The organism is Streptomyces sp. NPDC051217 (assembly GCF_044455465.1).
Taxonomy (GTDB): domain Bacteria; phylum Actinomycetota; class Actinomycetes; order Streptomycetales; family Streptomycetaceae; genus Streptomyces.
The window spans coordinates 92,406-109,486 of sequence record NZ_JBITEV010000022.1 but is presented as its reverse complement, the minus strand read 5'-3'; the positions used below and the strand labels follow the sequence as shown (position 1 = coordinate 109,486).

The following is a 17,081-nucleotide window of genomic DNA, read 5'->3' as shown; positions in this document are numbered from 1 at the left end:
AATCGTAAGAGCGTCCAGTAGTTAAAGACAGTTACACGATGTGTAGATCTATGTGGTCGACGTATCATAAAAAAAGAATAGGGGGGTTTGGGGGGGGGGGGGGGGGGGGGGGGTTGGTGTGGGGGGGGGGGGGGGGGGGGGGGGGGGGGGGGGGGGCGCGGCGGCCCCCCCCCCCCCCCCCGCCACCAGACCGGCCCAGAGCGCCGGGTCGGCCGGGTCGCGGCCCGCCTTGAAGAGAGCGCCGAGCAGTTTGTCCGCCAGCGGGCGTACGGTCTCCGGGAACGCGGCCTCCACGCTCCGGGCCGGATCGATCATCCACAGCTGGGCGTTTCGCAGGGCGTGCGCGGGCGCGTCGCCCTCCCGCAGCCGGTGGTGGAACAACAGGTCGAGCAGCGCGGTCGCGTGGAGCCGTACGGGCCACAGCGAGCCCAGCACGAACGAGGCACCGCCCGCCAGGAACGCGGCGGCCATGGTGAAGGACTCGTCGTGGTGCCGGCGCGGCAGGCTGTTGATGCACGAGGCCAGCGAGACGCAGAGCCCCGGTCCGGCGGCCGGCACGGTGAACCGCTGGGCGGCGATGGTCTGCACGGACAGCCGGTCGAAACCCGCGCCGGGGGCGGTACCGGTTCCGGCGGAGGACCCGGTGTCGCCGAAGGCCAGATGGCTGCGCCAGCTGTCCGACGGGTCCGGCATCAGATGGGCCGAGATGTCCACGATCCCGTGCTCGTCGCAGGCGGACTGGATCTCGGCGAGGATGGTCGCGGGCCGGGTGTTCCACTCCCGGCCCCCGTCGGGGGCCAGCAGGCGCCGGCGGCCGTACAGCAGGTTCAGCCCCCGGCTCGACGAGACCTGGCCCTCCTCCCCCATCAGGCCGAGCACCAGCAGAGCCGAGTCGGCGGCGCGTACGGAAGGCCGGGCCGCCGCGGCGGCGAACATACGGGCGGACGGCGCCGACGACAGGACGAGGGTGTCGACCGCGAGCCGGCGGCGGCCGGTGGTACGACCGGTGGTACGACCGGTGGTACGGGCCGCGGTCCAGGGGACGGCCGACAGCCGGCCGAGCGGCACAAGCACCAGGTGCGGCACGCCGTCCGGCCCCGCGCCGGGCCCCAGCTGCCGGGTCAGCGGCTCGATCACGGCCGGTCCGGCCCACGCGCACAACTCCCGGAGCCTCGCCTGCCATTCCTCCGGCGCGTCCCGTGAACCGGGCTGGGCGAGCAGCGACTCCAGCGCGGTGAGGTACGCGTCCAGGTAGGAGGTGGTGACCAGTTCCGGGAGCGCGCTCCACCGGACCCTGCCGTCGCGGCCGACGCGCAGCGCGCCACCGGAGTCCGCGCCGGACCCGGCCGGCAGCAGATACACCAGTTCGTCCGCCCCGGCGCGCCGCAGCGCGGCCGCGACGTCCGGCACCGACGGCGGACCGAGCAACTCCTCGATGACGCCGTGCTGTTCGAGCACGTCGCGTACCCGGACGCCGAGCTGGTCCGGCAGGGGGTGTTCGACGTACGAGTCCCAAGGGGTTCCGGGTGTGCCTGGGGTTCCCGTCGTGCCGCGGGTGCCGGGCGCCGCCGGGTCCGGGGCGCGGGAGTCCGTGCGCCAGGCATGCCACTGCTCGGCCAGTTCGGCGTGCCCCAACTCGGCCAGCCGCGCCCGTACATCGGCTCCCGCCATCTCGGTGTGCAGCGCGAGTGCCCGGCCCCGTTCCAGGACCGCGACCGCCTCCTCGTACATCCCGTCCTGGACGCACCATCCGGCGATCTCGCGCGACAGGGCGCCGGCCCGCTCGGCGGTGAGTACGGCGTCGGCGGCCACGCCCTGCACGAGCGCGCGACGTGCCAGCATGCCGAGCACCTCGGTGCCCAGCTCCCTCGCGCGGCGCCGGTCGGCGCCGCCGGCACGCCTCCCGGGCGCCACGTGCCCCCGCACCGCCGTGAGCAGGGCACCGAGCGGACCGGCCGAGGCCGACGCTTCGTCGTCGGTGCGGTAGACGCGCGCCAGATGCATGCGCACCTCCACCGCCGCCGCGTGCACGGCGTGCGGATGTGCGGCGCGGCGCGCCTCAAGTGCCCGCAGCTGCTCGGCGCGTGAGAGGGCCGCTCCCGCACCCGTACCCGCGCCCGAGGCGTAGGAGTGCGCCGAGCGGACGATCTCCTGGAGCGTCGGGCGGGCCACCACGTCGGGGCGCTCCGCGAGCAGCGCCAGCGCCTCGATGTGCTCACGGGCGGCGCCTTCGCCGCCGGGTCCGTTCCGCGCCTCCGTCAGCGCGGCGATGCGGAAGTACAGTTCCCGGCCCGCCCAGTTGGGCGATTCCCGGGCCGTACGCGCCAGCGAGTCGGCCATCACCTGCCGGGCCTCGCCCACCAGGTCGTAACGCGCGGCGCCCCGGTGCGGACCGGCGCCGGGCCCGTCGGGGTAAGTGGCGGCGAGCAGCAGGGACCCGCCGAGCATCTGGAGGATCAGGGCCAGCACCTCGTCCGCGTGATCCTTGCGCTCGGCGGCCAGGGTCCGCGCCTCGTCCGCGTAGAGGCGCAACTGCTGGTGCGTACGCGCCGAGTGACCGGTGCGATGCTCCGCCGGGCCCGCCTCGTCCTCGGTGCCCGTGCAGTCCGCGTCGTCGGATCCGGCGTGGAAGTGGAAACGCAGATGCGTGGAGGCGAACGCGGAGTCGACGTACAACCGGTGCAGCGGGTCCGTCAGTTGCTCCGCCCGGACCCGGCGCAGCAGCGTGAGCGCGGAGCGGATGTCGCTGAGTGAGCCGGTGTGATCGGCTCGGGAGGTGAGCAACTGGCCGAGCGCGAGCAGCAGGTTGATCATGTGCTCGTGCTCGGGCGGCAGCAGGGCGCGGGCGGCGTCGAGCTGTCTCAGCGCCTCGTCCACCTCACGGTCCGCCGACACGCCGATGGCGACGGACTGCGCGTACGCGAGGGCCCGTACGGTCAGCAGCTCGGGAAGTTCCGGGAAGCCGGAGTCCATGTCGTGTACGGCGGAGTCGAACGCGGCGAGGGCGTCCGCCAGGCCCAGCCCGTCGACGGGTATGCCCAGTTGGACCGCGCGGAACAGCTCGCCCCCGAACCGGGCGGCGGCCAGGGGATTGCCGGGTGCCGCGAGCCAGTTCGCCCGGTGGTCGAGGACGTCCTGGGCCAGGCCCGTCGTACGGCTCGGGTCTCCGCCCGTGTGGATGTACGTGGTGAGACTCGACGCGATCTCGCGCAGTTGTTGGCGTACGTCGTCGTCCAGCACGCTGCCCGCCCGCCGCAACTCCTGTGCCTCCGCGTGCGCGCGGACCAGTTCGGTGCGGCTCGCCGCGTCGTACTCGGCGAGCCGCTGGGTGAGGAAGGCGTTGACGTACCGCCACTGGTCCCGGCGCGCGTCGTCCTTCCGCAGGAGTCCCAGACAGAGCCGGACGACGCGCTGGTGGGCCGATCTGGCGCCCACCATGCGCTCAAGGGTTCGCGCGGGCGGGATTCCGTCGTGCCGGGCGACCAGCGTGCGCAGGCACCGGTCGGTCTCCTCGTGCACGTCGCAGAGCGTGCCCAGATAGGCGACGCAGTCCTCGTACGGGTCCTGGTCCCGCACACCGGGGATCCGGCCGCGGTCGTCCAGCAGCCGCCGGTAGGGGTCGAAACAGCGCGTGGCCAGCGCGAGCCACCTCTCCAGGGCGTCGGCCAGGGGAACGGTCGGCGGACCCTGCCGGCCGGCGAACGCGTCGGAGGCGGCCCGCACCTCGCCGAGCGACCACTGGAGGGCGTCCAGCACACGCATGTTGTCCGGGGAGCCGAGGAATTCCTCCGCGCGTGCGGAGGAGGTACGCAGAACGGCGGCGAGTTCGTCCTCGTCCGGTGCCGGGTGCCGTCCGGGACGGTTCTGGTCGATCACTGGGCGGAGCCTTCCTGCTGGGGCGGAAGCCGAGGAACGGGCTGCGGGGTGGACGGGGGCGGCTGCGGCGGGAAGGGCTCCGGTGGCGGCGGGCGCTCGAAGGTGACCTGTGGCCGTGCCCGGCCGACGCGGCTGAGGTAGGCGGTGAGTTCGGCGCCGGTGAGCCGTGCCGCCTCGGAGTCCGCCGGGAGCGGCCAGCGGGCCGCCTCGTACAGCGCGTCCTGGTGGCGCAGGACGGCCGCCTCCACCGTGTCCGTGTACTCGTCCACGCTGTTGCCGAGGCCGACGAGGAGCAGGAGGGCGATCACGCATCCGGTCCCCGCGACGAGCCCGGCCGGCAGGTCGTGGACCCGGCCGAGGAAGGCGGCCGGGACGGTGACGAGCACCGTGAGCACCGCCCAGAGAAGATTGCGGACGCGGCTCAGGACCTGGTCCGAGCCCCGTTCGAGCTGCCGGCGCGCCGCGTCGTCGAAGAGCTGTTCCAGGAGGGGCCAGCTCAGGCTCGGGTCGATCCCGTGCCGTCCGAGGACGCGTCCGTTCATGGCGGCGAAGCTGTTGCCGATCCGGGTGGGCAGCATCAGGTCGTCATGGACGGGCAGACGGAACAGCTTCCGACGGGCGCGGGCGGCGCGGGTCGCGGTCTGCGCGCGGCGTGCGGCGTCCGCCGGAGTCGGCTGCCCGCGGGCGTCGGGCGGGCCCGCGTGCGCTGTGCCCGCGTCGGTCGTGGCCGCGACGGCCGGGACCGCGACGGCGGGGTCCGCATCGGTATCCGGGCCCGCGACGGCCGATCCCGCGTCAGCCGTACCCGCGTCGGCCGCCGGTGCCGCCGTGTCCGCCTCCGCCAGCACGGTCAGCCGGCGCTTCACCGCGTACCGCCGCCGTAACGCCAGCCGGACCAGCGGCGCGAGGAGGACACCACGCGTGGGCAGCGAGGTGCCCGCGAGCAGCCGGAGAACCGGCGCCGCCAGCGCCGCGACGACGAGGGAGAGGCCGCTGGCCGCGACCACGGCCAGGACGCCGAGGGCGGTCACCGCCGGCGGTCCCCCGTCGGCGAGGTCGGCGAGATCGCATGTCGCGGCGCGCAGTCCGTCTCCCGCACAGGCCGTGGCGGCCGGGGCCGCCCATGGGCGCAGCAGCAGGACGACGACGGCGAGAAAGGCGTACGCTCCCCCGCTGATCAGTGCCGTCCAGCGCTTCGCGGGCCCGGACGCGAGCGCTTGGATGACCCCCACGGTCAACCGCGGTCGCGGAGACGGTAGACGAGCCTGCCGTGCTCGCAGGTGCCGTCGCCGGACTGCGGGAAGTCCATGCTGCCCGGGACGTCCACGGAGCAGGGATTCACCCTGTCCCGACACTGCCAGCTGTACGGGGAACTGCCGGTGCCTCCGGAGGCCACCGGAGTGAGCGCGGCGGTGTTCTCGGCGGACGCGACGTCGATGGGTGTCTCGTCCCGGAAGTAGCGGTCCTGGTCACGGCTGTCCTGGTTCTGCTCGTGCTGTGCCATGTGCCCCAGTCTGACGGAGAGGCGCCCACATGGCCCATGAAGCGAAGAAAGCGCGGCCCCACGGTGAACTCCCGTGGGGCCGCGCCGTGTTCAACCTGCCGGACGACGTGTCGAACGGACCTCTCAGAGGTTGCCGCGCCTCTCCTGCTCCCGCTCGATCGCCTCGAACAGGGCCTTGAAGTTGCCCTTGCCGAAGCCCATCGAGCCATGACGCTCGATCATCTCGAAGAAGACCGTCGGCCGGTCCTGGACCGGCTTGGTGAAGATCTGGAGCAGATAGCCGTCCTCGTCACGGTCCACGAGGATCTTCAGCTCGCGCAGGGTCTCCACGGGCACCCGGGTCTCGCCCGCCCACTCGCCGAGGGTGTCGTAGTACGAGTCGGGGGTGTCGAGGAACTGGACACCGGCCGCCCGCATCGTGCGTACGGAGCTGACGATGTCGTTCGTCGCGAGCGCGATGTGCTGGACGCCCGCGCCGCCGTAGAACTCCAGGTACTCGTCGATCTGCGACTTCTTCTTCGCGACCGCCGGCTCGTTGATGGGGAACTTCACCTTGAGGGTGCCGTCGGCCACGACCTTCGACATCAGGGCGGAGTACTCGGTGGCGATGTCGTCACCCACGAACTCCTTCATGTTCGTGAAGCCCATGACCTTGTTGTAGAACGCCACCCATTCGTTCATCCGGCCCAGTTCGACGTTGCCCACGCAGTGGTCGATGGCCTGGAAGGTCCGCTTCGCGGGGGCGGCGGCCACCGGCTCGGCGGCGGCGAAGCCCGGCAGGTAGGGGCCCTCGTACCCGGTCCGCTCGACCAGGGTGTGGCGGGTGTCGCCGTAGGTGGCGATGGCGGCGAGCACGACCGTGCCGCTGTCGTCCTTGAGCTCGTACGGCTCCTGGAGGCCGGTCGCGCCGTTCGCGGTGGCGTAGGCGTACGCGGCACGCGCGTCCGGCACCTCGATGGCGAGGTCGACCACGCCGTCGCCGTGCTCGGCGACGTGGTCGACGAGGAAGCGCCCCCACTCGGTGGACGCCTTGATGACGGAGGTGAGGACGAAGCGGGCCGAGCCGTTCGTGAGCACATAGCTCGCGGTCTCGCGGCTCCCGTTCTCGGGGCCCGAGTAGGCGACCAGCTTCATGCCGAACGCCGTCGAGTAGTAGTGGGCCGCCTGCTTGGCGTTGCCGACGGCGAAGACGACGGCGTCCATTCCCCTGACCGGGAAGGGGTCTGCGTCGCGCGCGGTGGACGGGGCGGAGTCGAGGTTCACCGAGGTGTCTGCCATGACGGCAGCGTCTCGCCGTTCCGCAAGGTGCGCAACAGTTCGCGCATTCGCTGGGCAGTCTGTACAGCCGGGGACGAGGATGACCGGACCATCTGCACAGGATGACCACCGCGAACCGCCTCGGGAGGCGCCATGGGTATCGACGGGCTCGACGGCAGGCTCATCGCCCTGCTGGCACGGGAGCCGCGCATCGGGGTGCTGGAGGCGTCGCGCCGGCTGGGGGTGGCGCGCGGCACCGTGCAGGCGCGGCTGGACCGACTTCAGGCGAACGGCGTCATCCGGGGGTTCGGTCCGGACGTCGATCCGGCCGCTCTCGGCTACCCAGTTACGGCCTTCGCAACCCTGGAGATCAAGCAGGGTCAAGGTTCGGATGTTCGAGCACATTTGAGTGGCGTTCCAGAGGTTCTCGAACTGCATACCACCACCGGAACCGGGGATATGCTCTGCCGACTCGTCGCTCGTTCGAACGCCGATCTCCAACGGGTGATCGACCGGGTTGTCGGTTTCGCCGGTATTCAGCGGGCCTCCACGGCGATCGTCATGGAGAACCCCGTTCCGCTGCGGATCATCCCGCTGGTGGAGCAGGCCGCCCAGGACACCGACGGGGACCGGCCGGACGACCGGCCGGACGACTGAACCGACTCCGACCCACCAGAGAGGAGCGCCGTGGACTTCTGGGACTATCTGGCCAATCGCCACCAGCAGTTGCTCACCGACTCGTTCCAGCACGCCAGCGCCGTCTTCCAGTGCATGGTGATCGCCACCGTCCTGGGTGTCGTCATCGGCGTACTGACCTACCGCAGCCCCTGGGGCGGCAATCTGGCGATCCTCTCCACCGCCGCCATCCTGACCATTCCCTCGCTGGCGGCCATCGGTCTGCTCATCCCGCTGGTCGGTCTCGGCGTCGCGCCCACGGTGATCGTGCTGACGCTTTACGGGCTGCTGCCCATCGTCCGTAACGCGGTCGTCGGACTGCGCGGCGTGGACCCGGACCTGGTGGACGCGGCCAAGGGCATCGGCATGTCACGTACCGCCCGGCTGCTCAAGGTCGAGCTGCCGCTCGCCTGGCCGCCGATCCTCACCGGCATCCGGGTCTCCACCCAGATGCTGATGGGCATCGCCGCCATCGCCGCGTACGCGTCGGGGCCCGGCCTCGGCAACGAGATCTTCCGTGGCATCGCCTCGCTGGGCAGCGCCAACGCGATCAACCAGGTACTCGCCGGAACGATCGGCATCGTCATTCTCGCCCTGCTCTTCGACGCCGCGTACGTCCTGCTCGGCCGACTCACCATCCCGAGGGGGATCCGTGTCTGAGACCGCTGACCCGACGCCGGCCGGGGCCGCGGACGAGGCCCCGAACGGTGCCAGGGCCGAGGCCACGGCCCGCGCCACGGCCGAGGCCGCGTCCACGAACACCACCACCGGCGGCACCGCCTCCACGAGCGGCGCCACCATCCAGCTCGACGGACTCACCAAGCGCTATCCGGGCAGTGCCAACCCGGCCGTCGAGAACGTCTCGATGGAGATCAAGGCGGGCGAGACCGTCATCCTCGTCGGCCCCTCCGGCTGCGGTAAGTCGACCACCCTGAAGATGATCAACCGGCTGATCGAGCCCTCCTCCGGACGGATCAGGATCGGCGACGAGGACGTCACCGACATGGACCCGGTGAAGCTGCGCCGGCAGATCGGCTACGCGATCCAGTCCTCCGGTCTCTTCCCGCACATGACGGTCGGCGAGAACATCGCGCTCGTACCGAAGATGGTCGGCTGGTCCAAGTCGAAGGTGAAGGGCCGGGTCGAGGAGATGCTCGACCTGGTGGGGCTCGACCCCCGCGAGTTCCACGGCCGTTACCCGCGCCAGCTCTCCGGCGGCCAGCAGCAGCGCGTGGGCGTGGCGCGGGCGCTCGCCGCCGACCCGCCGGTGCTGCTGATGGACGAGCCGTTCGGCGCCGTCGACCCGATCACGCGCGACCATCTCCAGGACGAACTGATCCGGCTCCAGCACGAGTTGCACAAGACGATCGTGTTCGTGACGCACGACTTCGACGAGGCGATCAAGCTCGGCGACCGCATCGCGATCCTGCGGGAGCGCTCGCACATAGCCCAGTTCGACACCCCCGAGGCGATCCTCACCAACCCCGCCGACGACTTCGTGTCCGGCTTCGTGGGCGCGGGGGCCGCGCTGAAGCGGCTGAACCTCACGCGTGTACGGGAGGTGGAGATCGCCGACTTCCCGTCGGTGACGGTCGAGGACCCGCTCCAGTCGATCTTCAACAGGCTGAGCAGCGGCCCGCACAACGAGCTGCTGATGCTGGACCGGAAGAACCGCCCGTACAAGTGGCTGCGCCGCGGCGACCTGTCGCGAGCCAAGGGCTCGCTCGCCAACGCCGGGCAGCTGGTGCACCACACGGTGACCAGGGACGCCACCCTGCACGACGCGCTGGAGGCGGTCCTGACCGAGAGCGGCGGCCGGGTCGCGGTGACCGGCAGGCGCGGCGAGTACATCGGTGTCGTCGACATGGAGACGCTGATGACGTCCGTCCAGGAAATGCTGGAGGCGGACCGGCTCACCGCCTTCGAGCACCAGCACGAGCTGGCGGAGCGGCGCCGGCAGCGGACCGGCCAGGAGCTGGAGGGCGGTGCGGACGCATGACCTCTCCCGCGCGGAACCAGCGCCCACCGGGCGAGTACGACGTCAAGGGCCACGCCTTCCGGGACGAGGAGTCGCGGCCTGCCCCGCCGCCCCCCGCGCCGAAGCGCCGGATAACCCGGGCCAAGCTGCTGACGGTGCCCGCCGTGGTCGCGGTCGTCCTGCTGGCGACCTTCGCCTGGATCACGAACGTCTCGCTCGACTCGATCGCCACGAACTCGCTCGCCAACGGAAATGTACGGCTGCGGCTGTGGCAGCACATCGAACTGACCGCGGTCTCCACCTTCTGGGTGCTGATCATCGCGATCCCGCTGGGCATCGCGCTGACCCGGCGCGGGCTGTCCAGGGCGGCGCCGGCCGTGACCGCGCTCGCCAACATCGGGCAGGCGACCCCCGCCCTCGGACTGCTGGCGCTGCTGGTGATCTGGCTGGGCATCGGCCCGTCGACGGCGATCATCGGCATGGTCATCTACGCGGTGCTGCCGGTGCTCGCCAACACCGTGGCGGGTCTCAAGGCCATCGACCCGCAGTTGGTCGAGGCGTCGCGCGGCATCGGGATGTCGCCGCTCGGGACGCTGGGCAGGGTCGAACTCCCGCTGGCCGTACCGCTGATCCTGGCGGGCGTACGGACGGCACTGGTACTCAACGTGGGTACGGCGACACTGGCGACCTTCGGCGGTGGCGGCGGGCTCGGTGACCTGATCACCTCGGGCATCCAGACGCAGCGCATGCCGGTCCTGATCCTGGGCTCGGTGCTCACGGTGACGCTGGCGCTGCTGATCGACTGGCTGGCGTCGCTGGTCGAAGTGGTCCTCACCCCGCGCGGACTGGAGGAGCGCTGATGCGGTACGTCAACCGAAGGCTAATGACGGGCGGGGTCGCGCTGCTGCTGAGCGCCGCCACCCTCAGCGGATGCGGCCTCAAGAGCGGCTCCCCGCTCGTGGACGACGTCGCCCCCGGCTCGGTCGGCCAGGGTGAACCCCTCAAGGGCGCCTCGCTGACGGTGACTTCGAAGAACTTCAGCGAGAACATCATCCTCGGCCAGATGATCGGCCTGATCTTCAAGGCGGCGGGCGCGGAGGTCCTGGACCGGACGAATCTGCCGGGCTCGATCAGCGCGCGCGAGGCGATAGTCAAGGGCGACGCCGACGCGATGTACGAGTACACGGGCACGGCCTGGATCACCTACCTCGGCAACGAGAAGCCGATCGTCGGCTCGCGGGACCAGTGGACGGCCGTACGGGACGCGGACCGCTCGCACGACGTCAGCTGGCTGGCGCCGTCCACGCTCAACAACACCTACTCGCTGGGCATCAGCAAGAAGAACAACGCCAAGTACAAGCTCAAGACGATGTCGGACGTCGCCGCGCTGTCGAAGAAGCAGCCGGGCGGGGTCACGATCTGTGTGGAGAACGAGTTCGCGTCGCGGGACGACGGGCTGCCGGGGATGGTGAAGGCGTACGGGATGAAGATCCCGGCCTCCAGCGTGAAGAAGATGGACGCCGGGATCATCTACACGCAGGCCTCCAAGTCCAACTCCTGCCTGGTGGGTGAGGTGTTCACGACGGACGGCCGGATCAAGGCGATGAATCTGGACACGGTCGCCGACGACAAGCACTTCTTCCCGAACTACAACGCGGCGCCGGTGATCCACAGTGCGACGTACGAGAAGTACCCGGAGATCGCCGGTCTGCTCGATCCGCTGAGCGAGCGGCTGAACACCGGGATCGCGCAGGAGCTGAACGCCAAGGTGGACGTGGACGGCCAGGATCCGCACGAGGTGGCGAAGGACTGGCTGATCGAGGAGGGCTTCATCAAGGAGGGCTGAGCACTCGGCCTCCGGCCCGGACTTGCAAAGAAGTAGTTGCAAAGCAACCCTTGCAACTACTTCTTTGCATCTCTACGCTGAGGCCATGCCCGAGAACCCCGACGCCCCCGCACCAGAAGTCCCCGTGCAGGATGTCCGCACCCTGGACCCGCGCTCGCTGCGCGGTCTCGCCCATCCCCTGCGGATGCGGCTGCTGACCGCCCTGCGCCACGACGGCCCGGCCACCGCGTCCCAGCTCGCCGACCGGCTTGGCGAGTCGAGCGGCGCCACCAGCTACCACCTGCGCCAGCTCGCCGAACACGGGTTCGTCGTGGACGACCCGGGCCGCGGCAAGGGCCGGGAGCGCTGGTGGAATGCGGCGGACAAGGGGATCAGGGTCAACAACACGCTGCACCAGGACCCCAATCCCGAGGTACGCGGAGCGCTGCACACCTTCATGCACGAGGTCGCCTCCATCCACGACCGGGAGGTGAGCACCTGGCTGGGCACCATGCACGACTGGCCGGAGGCCTGGTCGGCGAAGGTCGACCTCAGTGACTACACCCTGCGACTCACGCCGGAGCTGCTGGCCGAGCTGGGGAGCCGGATGCACGACCTGATCTCCAGCTACGAGGACCGCGCGGTGCCCGAGGGCGAGGAGTCCGTGGCACAGGTCCGGATCCATCTGCACGCGCTCCCCCAGAAGCAGCTCAACGACCCGAACGCCTGACCCGCCCCGCCTCCTCCCCTCATTCCTGAAGCGCGAAGGGCCGATTTGTCATGCCATTTTCTGATGTGCACCTCCAGCTCCACTCCATACGCGCGACCGAACTGCGAGCCGAAGCCGCCGCGTACCGCTCGCCCTCCCCCGCCCCGCGATGGCAGACCCGGCTCGGCTGGCTCCTCGTCGAGTACGGCCTGCGCCTGGTCAACCGCCCCGCGCGGGTCCGTCTCAGCCCCGTATGAGCACCGGGCCGGTACGGCGGTGGCCACTCACCGCCGTCCTGACCGCCAACGCGATATCCGCCCTGGGCCGGACCCTGAGCCTGATCGGCATCCCCTGGTTCGTCCTCCAGACCACCGGCAGTGCGGGCCGCGCGGGCGTGGTGGCCTTCTGCGCCACCCTCCCTGTCGTGCTCTCCGCGCTCATCGGCGGCCCCGTCATCGACCGGATCGGCCGGCGCCGCGTCTCGATCGCGTCGGACGTGCTGTGCGCGCTCTCCCTCGGGGCGATCCCCCTGCTGCACCGCGCCGATGCGCTCCCGTTCTGGGCGCTCTGCGCACTGGTGGCGCTCCACGGCCTCGCCTACACGCCCGGCGACACGGCCCGCTACGTCCTCGTACCGGATCTCGCCGCACACGCGGGCACCACGCTCATCCGCGCCGCGAGCCTCTTCGACGCGGTCGAGCGCGGCGCCCGGATGCTCGGCGCGGCGCTCGCGGGCCTGGTGATCGCACTGCTCGGCGCCGAAGTCGCCCTGTTCTTCGACGCGTTGACGTATCTGCTGTCGGCGCTGCTGGTCGGCGCGGGGCTGCGGGGCGTACGGGGAGCGCAGCCGGTCAAGGACATGCCTCCGGTCTCGCCGCGTACGTACGCCGCCGAACTGCGCGAGGGTTACGCCTACTTGGCGCGCACCCGGCTGCTGGCGGCGGTCGTCCTCATGGCGATGTTCATGAACGGCGTAGACCAGGGCTGGAACGGGGTCCTGCTCCCCGTCCACGCCGACCGCAACCTCGGCGGCGGCGCCGAACTGGGCCTGCTCACCGCGGTGTTCGGGGCCGGAGGCCTGCTGGGCGCGCTGCTGTACGGCGCGGCGGGCCACCGCTTCACCCGCCGGGCGGTCCTCGCCGCCGCCGTCCTGCTCTGCGGCGCACCACGCTTCGCGGTGGCGGGGCTCACCGACTCCACGGTGGCACTCGCGGTGACCATGGCCGCGGCGGGAGTGGCGGGCGGCATGATCAACCCGATCCTGACGACGGTGACGTACGAACGCGTCCCGGACGAACTCCGCAGCCGGGTGGCGGGCGCGATGACGGCCGGCTGCGAGCTCACGATGCCCCTGGGCGCCCTGACGGCGGGCCTCCTGGTCGAGGGCACCGGCCTGACACCCGCCCTGCTGCTGATGGGCGGCATCTACCTCCTGGCAACGCTGAGCCCGTCCCTGCTCCCGGTCTGGCGCGGCCTGGACACGGTGAGCCCGGCGGCCGGGGACGCCGGCGACGGCGTCAGCAGTCCGGGACCTTGCCGCCCTGTTCCAGCGCCCGCAGCGACGACACCGCGTCCTTCAGAGTCCTGACCGGGATCAGGCGCATTCCGGAGGGGAGTTCGGACTGGGCGTCCGCGCACTCCGCCTCCGGGACCAGGAAGACCGTCGCGCCGTCGCGGCCCGCCGCCTGGGTCTTGAGGGAGACGCCGCCCACCGCGCCCACGTCACCGTTCGGGCTGATCGTGCCGGTGCCCGCGATGGCGCGGCCGCCGGTGAGGTCGCCGCCCGAGCCGTCGCCGTCCAGCATGTCCACGATGCCGAGGGCGAAGAGGAGGCCCGCGCTGGGGCCGCCGACGTCGGCGAGGTGGAGGGTGACATCGACGGAGTCCGGCTTCCGGCCGAGCTGGGCGAGGGCCGCGTCGACGGCGACGTTCTGCGACTTCACCATCTCCTCGGTGTTGTGCCGCTCGATCTCCTTGTCGGACTGGCCCGCCGGGTACACGGAGTTACGCGGCAGCACGGCGCGGTCGGTCCGGATCCAGCCGTCGAGCACGTCCCCGAAGTCGACGTCGGCGGAGGGTCCCGTCGCCAGGATCGTCGTCATCCGGAGCTCCCCCTGCGGCTCTCGGGTCTCCGCGCCCTTGATCGAGATGACGGGCTCGCCCTCGTAGGCGCCGAGAACGTTCGCGGTCAGGCCCGGCTGGGCCACCGCGTACGGCAGCGGGGCGACCCCGACGACGACGAGCAGCGCGACGACGGGGACCGCCGAGAGGGCGAGGGAGCGGGGGCGCGAGAGGCCGGAGAGACGAGAAAGCACAGCGCCAATCTATCGGCCGGTCCGCCGGCCCGGTCCAGAGCCCGTCCCGGGGCCCTCGGTGGCCGCCTCAGCGCAGTGCGTCGGCCACCTCGCGCGCGGCGTCGACCACGCGTGGGCCCACCCGCTCCGGTACCGCGTCGGCGAGCATCACCACACCCACGCTGCCCTCGATGCCGGTCACCCCGACGAGCGCGGCGGCGGCGCCGCTCGCGCCCGCCTCCAGTTCGCCGTGGGTGAGAGTGCATCTCGCCTCGGTGTACGAGCCCTGCCGGGCGGCCAGGATCGCCTTGCCCGCGGCGCCCCGGTCCAGCGGGTGCCGGAAGCCGGCGCGGTAGGCGACGTGGTAGTCCGTCCAGGTCGGCTCGACGACCGCGACGGCCAGCGCCTCGGCGCCGTCCACGAGGGTGAGGTGCGCGGTGGCCCCGATGTCCTCGGCGAGCGAACGCAGGGCGGGCAGCGCGGCTTCCCGTACGAGCGGATGCACCTGGCGGCCCAGGCGCAGCACCCCCAGGCCCACCCTGGCGCGTCCGCCCAGATCGCGGCGGACCAGCGCGTGCTGTTCGAGAGTGGCGAGGAGTCGGTAGACCACGGTGCGGTTGACGCCGAGTTTGTTGGACAACTCGGTGACGGTCAGCCCGTGGTCGGTGTCGGCGAGCAGTTTGAGGACGCGCAGTCCCCGGTCGAGCGTCTGGGAGGTCTCCGCGGTCACGACGCCCTCTCCTTCGGAGTATCGGAGTGAGTGACGACGGCACTCTCACGGAGCCCGCGGCGCCGGTCCCAGCGGCGACACGGAGAGAGGCCGCCGGCAGGCCATGGCGCACCGGCTGCGCTCCGCGGCGGCGCTGCCACGGCGCGTATGTGATGACGGGACATTAGCGATCCGTACCGCTCAGCGGAAGACCTCGTCCAGAATCCGGTCATGGACGGGCAGTTGCTCCCTGTTCGGGTCGGAACAGGCACCGAAAAGGGAATCGCTCTGACCAATCGCATGATTTCCCATGAATGGACGCGCGTAGAAACGCCTCTTCAGACGCTGCGGTGACATCTGAAAAGGCGGAAAACAACCCTTCGCGCTCAGCGCATCCGGGTCGCCCACTCCTGAACTTTTCTGATCCGCTCCCGGAGTTGGCCCCCGGTCGCCTCCGCGCTGGGGGGTCCGCCGCACACGCGGCGCAGCTCGGTATGGATCACTCCGTGCGGTTTGCCGCTCTGGTGGACGTACGCGCCGACCATCGTGTTGAGCTGCTTGCGCAGCTCCAGCAGCTCCTTGTGGGAGACCACCGGGCGCCGGGCGGCCGGCAGCTCCAGCAGATCCGCCTCGGAGTCGGGCTTCTTGCGGCTGTGCGCGATCTGCCGGGCCTGCCGCTTCTGGAGCAGCATCTGCACCTGGTCGGGCTCCAGGAGGCCGGGGATACCGAGGTAGTCCTGCTCCTCCTCGCTGCCCGGGTGCGCCTGCATGCCGAACTCGGCGCCGTCGTACAGCACCCGGTCGAAGACCGCGTCGGACTCCAGCGCCTCGAAGGGCAGCATGTCCTGCTCGCCGGTGTCCTCGTCGAGTTCGCGCTCGGCCTCCGCCATCTCCTTCTCGGACTCGGCGTACGGGTCCTCCTCGCTCTCCTTCTTGGGCTTGTCGAGGACGTGGTCGCGCTCCAGCTCCATCTCGTTGGCGAAGCCGAGGAGGTTGGGGATGGTGGGCAGGAAGACGGACGCGGTCTCGCCGCGCCGCCGGGAGCGGACGAAACGGCCGACGGCCTGGGCGAAGAACAGGGGCGTGGAGATGGTGGTGGCGTACACGCCGACGGCGAGGCGCGGCACGTCGACACCCTCCGACACCATGCGGACGGCGACCATCCAGCGCTCGTCGCTCGCGCTGAAGTCGTCGATACGCCGCGAGGCGGCGGCCTCGTCGGAGAGCACGACGGTCGCCTTCGCGCCGGTGATCTCGCGGATGAGCTTGGCGTACGCGCGAGCCTGGTCCTGGTCGGTGGCGATGACCAGACCGCCGGCGTCCGGGATGGACTTGCGTACCTCGCTCAGCCGCTGGTCGGCGGCGCGCAGCACATTGGGCATCCAGTCGCCGCGCGGGTCGAGCGCGGTGCGCCACGCCTGCGAGATCGCGTCCTTGGTCATCGGCTCGCCGAGCTTGGCGGCGACCTCGTCACCGGCCTTGGTGCGCCAGCGCATGTTGCCGCTGTAGCTGAGGAAGATGACGGGGCGCACGACGCCGTCGCCGAGCGCGTTGCCGTAGCCGTAGGTGTAGTCGGCGGAGGAGCGGCGGATACCGTCCTTGCCCTCCTCGTACGCCACGAACGGGATCGGGTTGGTGTCCGACCTGAAGGGCGTCCCGGTCAGCGCGAGGCGCCTGGCGGCCGGCTCGAAGGCCTCAAGACACGCCTCGCCCCAGGACTTGGAGTCACCGGCGTGGTGGATCTCGTCGAGGATCACCAGGGTCTTGCGCTGTTCGCAGCGGTTGCGGTGGAGCATGGGGCGTACGCCGACGCCCGCGTACGTCACGGCGACGCCGTGGTACTCCTTGCTCAGCGGTCCCGCGCTGTACTCCGGGTCGAGCTTGATCCCTGTCCGCGCGGCGGCGTCCGCCCACTGCTTCTTCAGATGCTCGGTCGGCGCGACGACGGTGATCTGCTGCACGACGTGGTGGTGCAGCAGCCAGGACGCGAGGGTCAGCGCGAAGGTGGTCTTCCCGGCGCCGGGGGTCGCGACGGCGAGGAAGTCACGTGGCTGCTCCTGGAGATAGCGCTCCAGCGCCTTCTCCTGCCAGGCGCGCAGCTTGTTGGCCGTGCCCCAGGGGGCGCGGCCGGGAAAGGCGGGTGAGAGGTGGTGGGAGGCGGTAGTAGTCACGGTCTCCGCTTCGCGGACGCTCGGGTACTCGGGCTGGACGACGATACGCGGGCTCGGATACGACAACCGGGCCACCCTACCGG

Annotated in this window: 15 protein-coding genes; 8 read left to right on the top strand and 7 right to left on the bottom strand. The window is 71.1% G+C overall.

Annotated features, from left to right (window positions below; all coding sequences use genetic code 11):
* Positions 1-48: 48 nt before the first annotated feature.
* The 4 genes from ACIBBB_RS33940 to hppD form a co-directional block, all read right to left on the bottom strand.
* The gene (locus tag ACIBBB_RS33940; RefSeq protein ID WP_398988904.1) at positions 49-3,876 is read right to left on the bottom strand and encodes a CHAT domain-containing protein; all 3,828 of its coding nucleotides are present in this window, start codon (positions 3,874-3,876) and stop codon (positions 49-51) included.
* Positions 3,873-5,108: a hypothetical protein gene (locus ACIBBB_RS33935; RefSeq protein ID WP_398988902.1), complete on the bottom strand. Its 1,236-nt coding sequence runs from the start codon at positions 5,106-5,108 to the stop codon at positions 3,873-3,875. Before ACIBBB_RS33935 ends, ACIBBB_RS33940 begins: the two co-directional genes overlap by 4 nt.
* Positions 5,109-5,110: 2 nt before the next feature.
* Complete coding sequence (locus tag ACIBBB_RS33930; protein WP_398988900.1) at positions 5,111-5,380, bottom strand: hypothetical protein; 270 nt, start codon at positions 5,378-5,380, stop codon at positions 5,111-5,113.
* Positions 5,381-5,503: 123 nt separating this feature from the next.
* Positions 5,504-6,658: a 4-hydroxyphenylpyruvate dioxygenase gene (gene hppD, locus ACIBBB_RS33925; RefSeq protein WP_398988898.1), complete on the bottom strand. Its 1,155-nt coding sequence runs from the start codon at positions 6,656-6,658 to the stop codon at positions 5,504-5,506.
* A 132-nt stretch (positions 6,659-6,790) separates the two neighbouring features.
* Between hppD and ACIBBB_RS33920 the strand changes: the two genes are divergently transcribed.
* From ACIBBB_RS33920 to ACIBBB_RS33885, 8 genes are all read left to right on the top strand, one after another.
* A complete protein-coding gene (locus ACIBBB_RS33920) occupies positions 6,791-7,294 on the top strand; it encodes an Lrp/AsnC family transcriptional regulator (RefSeq protein WP_398988896.1) in 504 nt (167 codons plus the stop codon).
* 30 nt (positions 7,295-7,324) lie between these two features.
* Entirely contained in the window at positions 7,325-7,972 is a 648-nt protein-coding gene (locus tag ACIBBB_RS33915; protein ID WP_398988894.1) for an ABC transporter permease, read from the top strand.
* 139 nt (positions 7,973-8,111) lie between these two features.
* Positions 8,112-9,311 (top strand): ABC transporter ATP-binding protein, encoded by a 1,200-nt coding sequence (locus tag ACIBBB_RS33910; RefSeq protein WP_398988916.1) that lies wholly within the window; start codon positions 8,112-8,114, stop codon positions 9,309-9,311.
* Positions 9,308-10,150, top strand: coding sequence for an ABC transporter permease (locus ACIBBB_RS33905; RefSeq protein WP_398988891.1), 843 nt, complete (start codon positions 9,308-9,310; stop codon positions 10,148-10,150). Before ACIBBB_RS33910 ends, ACIBBB_RS33905 begins: the two co-directional genes overlap by 4 nt.
* Before the next feature lie 23 nt (positions 10,151-10,173).
* Positions 10,174-11,136: a glycine betaine ABC transporter substrate-binding protein gene (locus tag ACIBBB_RS33900; protein WP_398988914.1), complete on the top strand. Its 963-nt coding sequence runs from the start codon at positions 10,174-10,176 to the stop codon at positions 11,134-11,136.
* Positions 11,137-11,221: 85 nt separating this feature from the next.
* Positions 11,222-11,845 (top strand): ArsR/SmtB family transcription factor, encoded by a 624-nt coding sequence (locus tag ACIBBB_RS33895; protein WP_398988889.1) that lies wholly within the window; start codon positions 11,222-11,224, stop codon positions 11,843-11,845.
* Positions 11,846-11,895: 50 nt separating this feature from the next.
* Positions 11,896-12,081, top strand: a complete 186-nt coding sequence (locus tag ACIBBB_RS33890; RefSeq protein ID WP_398988887.1) for a hypothetical protein — start codon at positions 11,896-11,898, stop codon at positions 12,079-12,081.
* Positions 12,078-13,412 (top strand): MFS transporter, encoded by a 1,335-nt coding sequence (locus tag ACIBBB_RS33885; RefSeq protein WP_398988885.1) that lies wholly within the window; start codon positions 12,078-12,080, stop codon positions 13,410-13,412. The genes ACIBBB_RS33890 and ACIBBB_RS33885 overlap by 4 nt, the downstream gene beginning before the upstream one ends.
* On the opposite strand, the gene ACIBBB_RS33880 is transcribed toward ACIBBB_RS33885, so the two are convergent.
* The 3 genes from ACIBBB_RS33880 to ACIBBB_RS33870 form a co-directional block, all read right to left on the bottom strand.
* Entirely contained in the window at positions 13,342-14,139 is a 798-nt protein-coding gene (locus ACIBBB_RS33880; RefSeq protein ID WP_398988883.1) for a S16 family serine protease, read from the bottom strand. The two genes, ACIBBB_RS33885 and ACIBBB_RS33880, sit on opposite strands and share 71 nt — an antisense overlap.
* Before the next feature lie 67 nt (positions 14,140-14,206).
* Positions 14,207-14,848 carry an IclR family transcriptional regulator gene (locus ACIBBB_RS33875; protein ID WP_398988881.1) on the bottom strand — a complete coding sequence of 214 codons (642 nt, stop codon included), beginning with the start codon at positions 14,846-14,848 and terminating at the stop codon, positions 14,207-14,209.
* 365 nt (positions 14,849-15,213) lie between these two features.
* Positions 15,214-16,998 (bottom strand): DEAD/DEAH box helicase, encoded by a 1,785-nt coding sequence (locus ACIBBB_RS33870; protein WP_398988912.1) that lies wholly within the window; start codon positions 16,996-16,998, stop codon positions 15,214-15,216.
* Between the last annotated feature and the right edge of the window lie 83 nt (positions 16,999-17,081).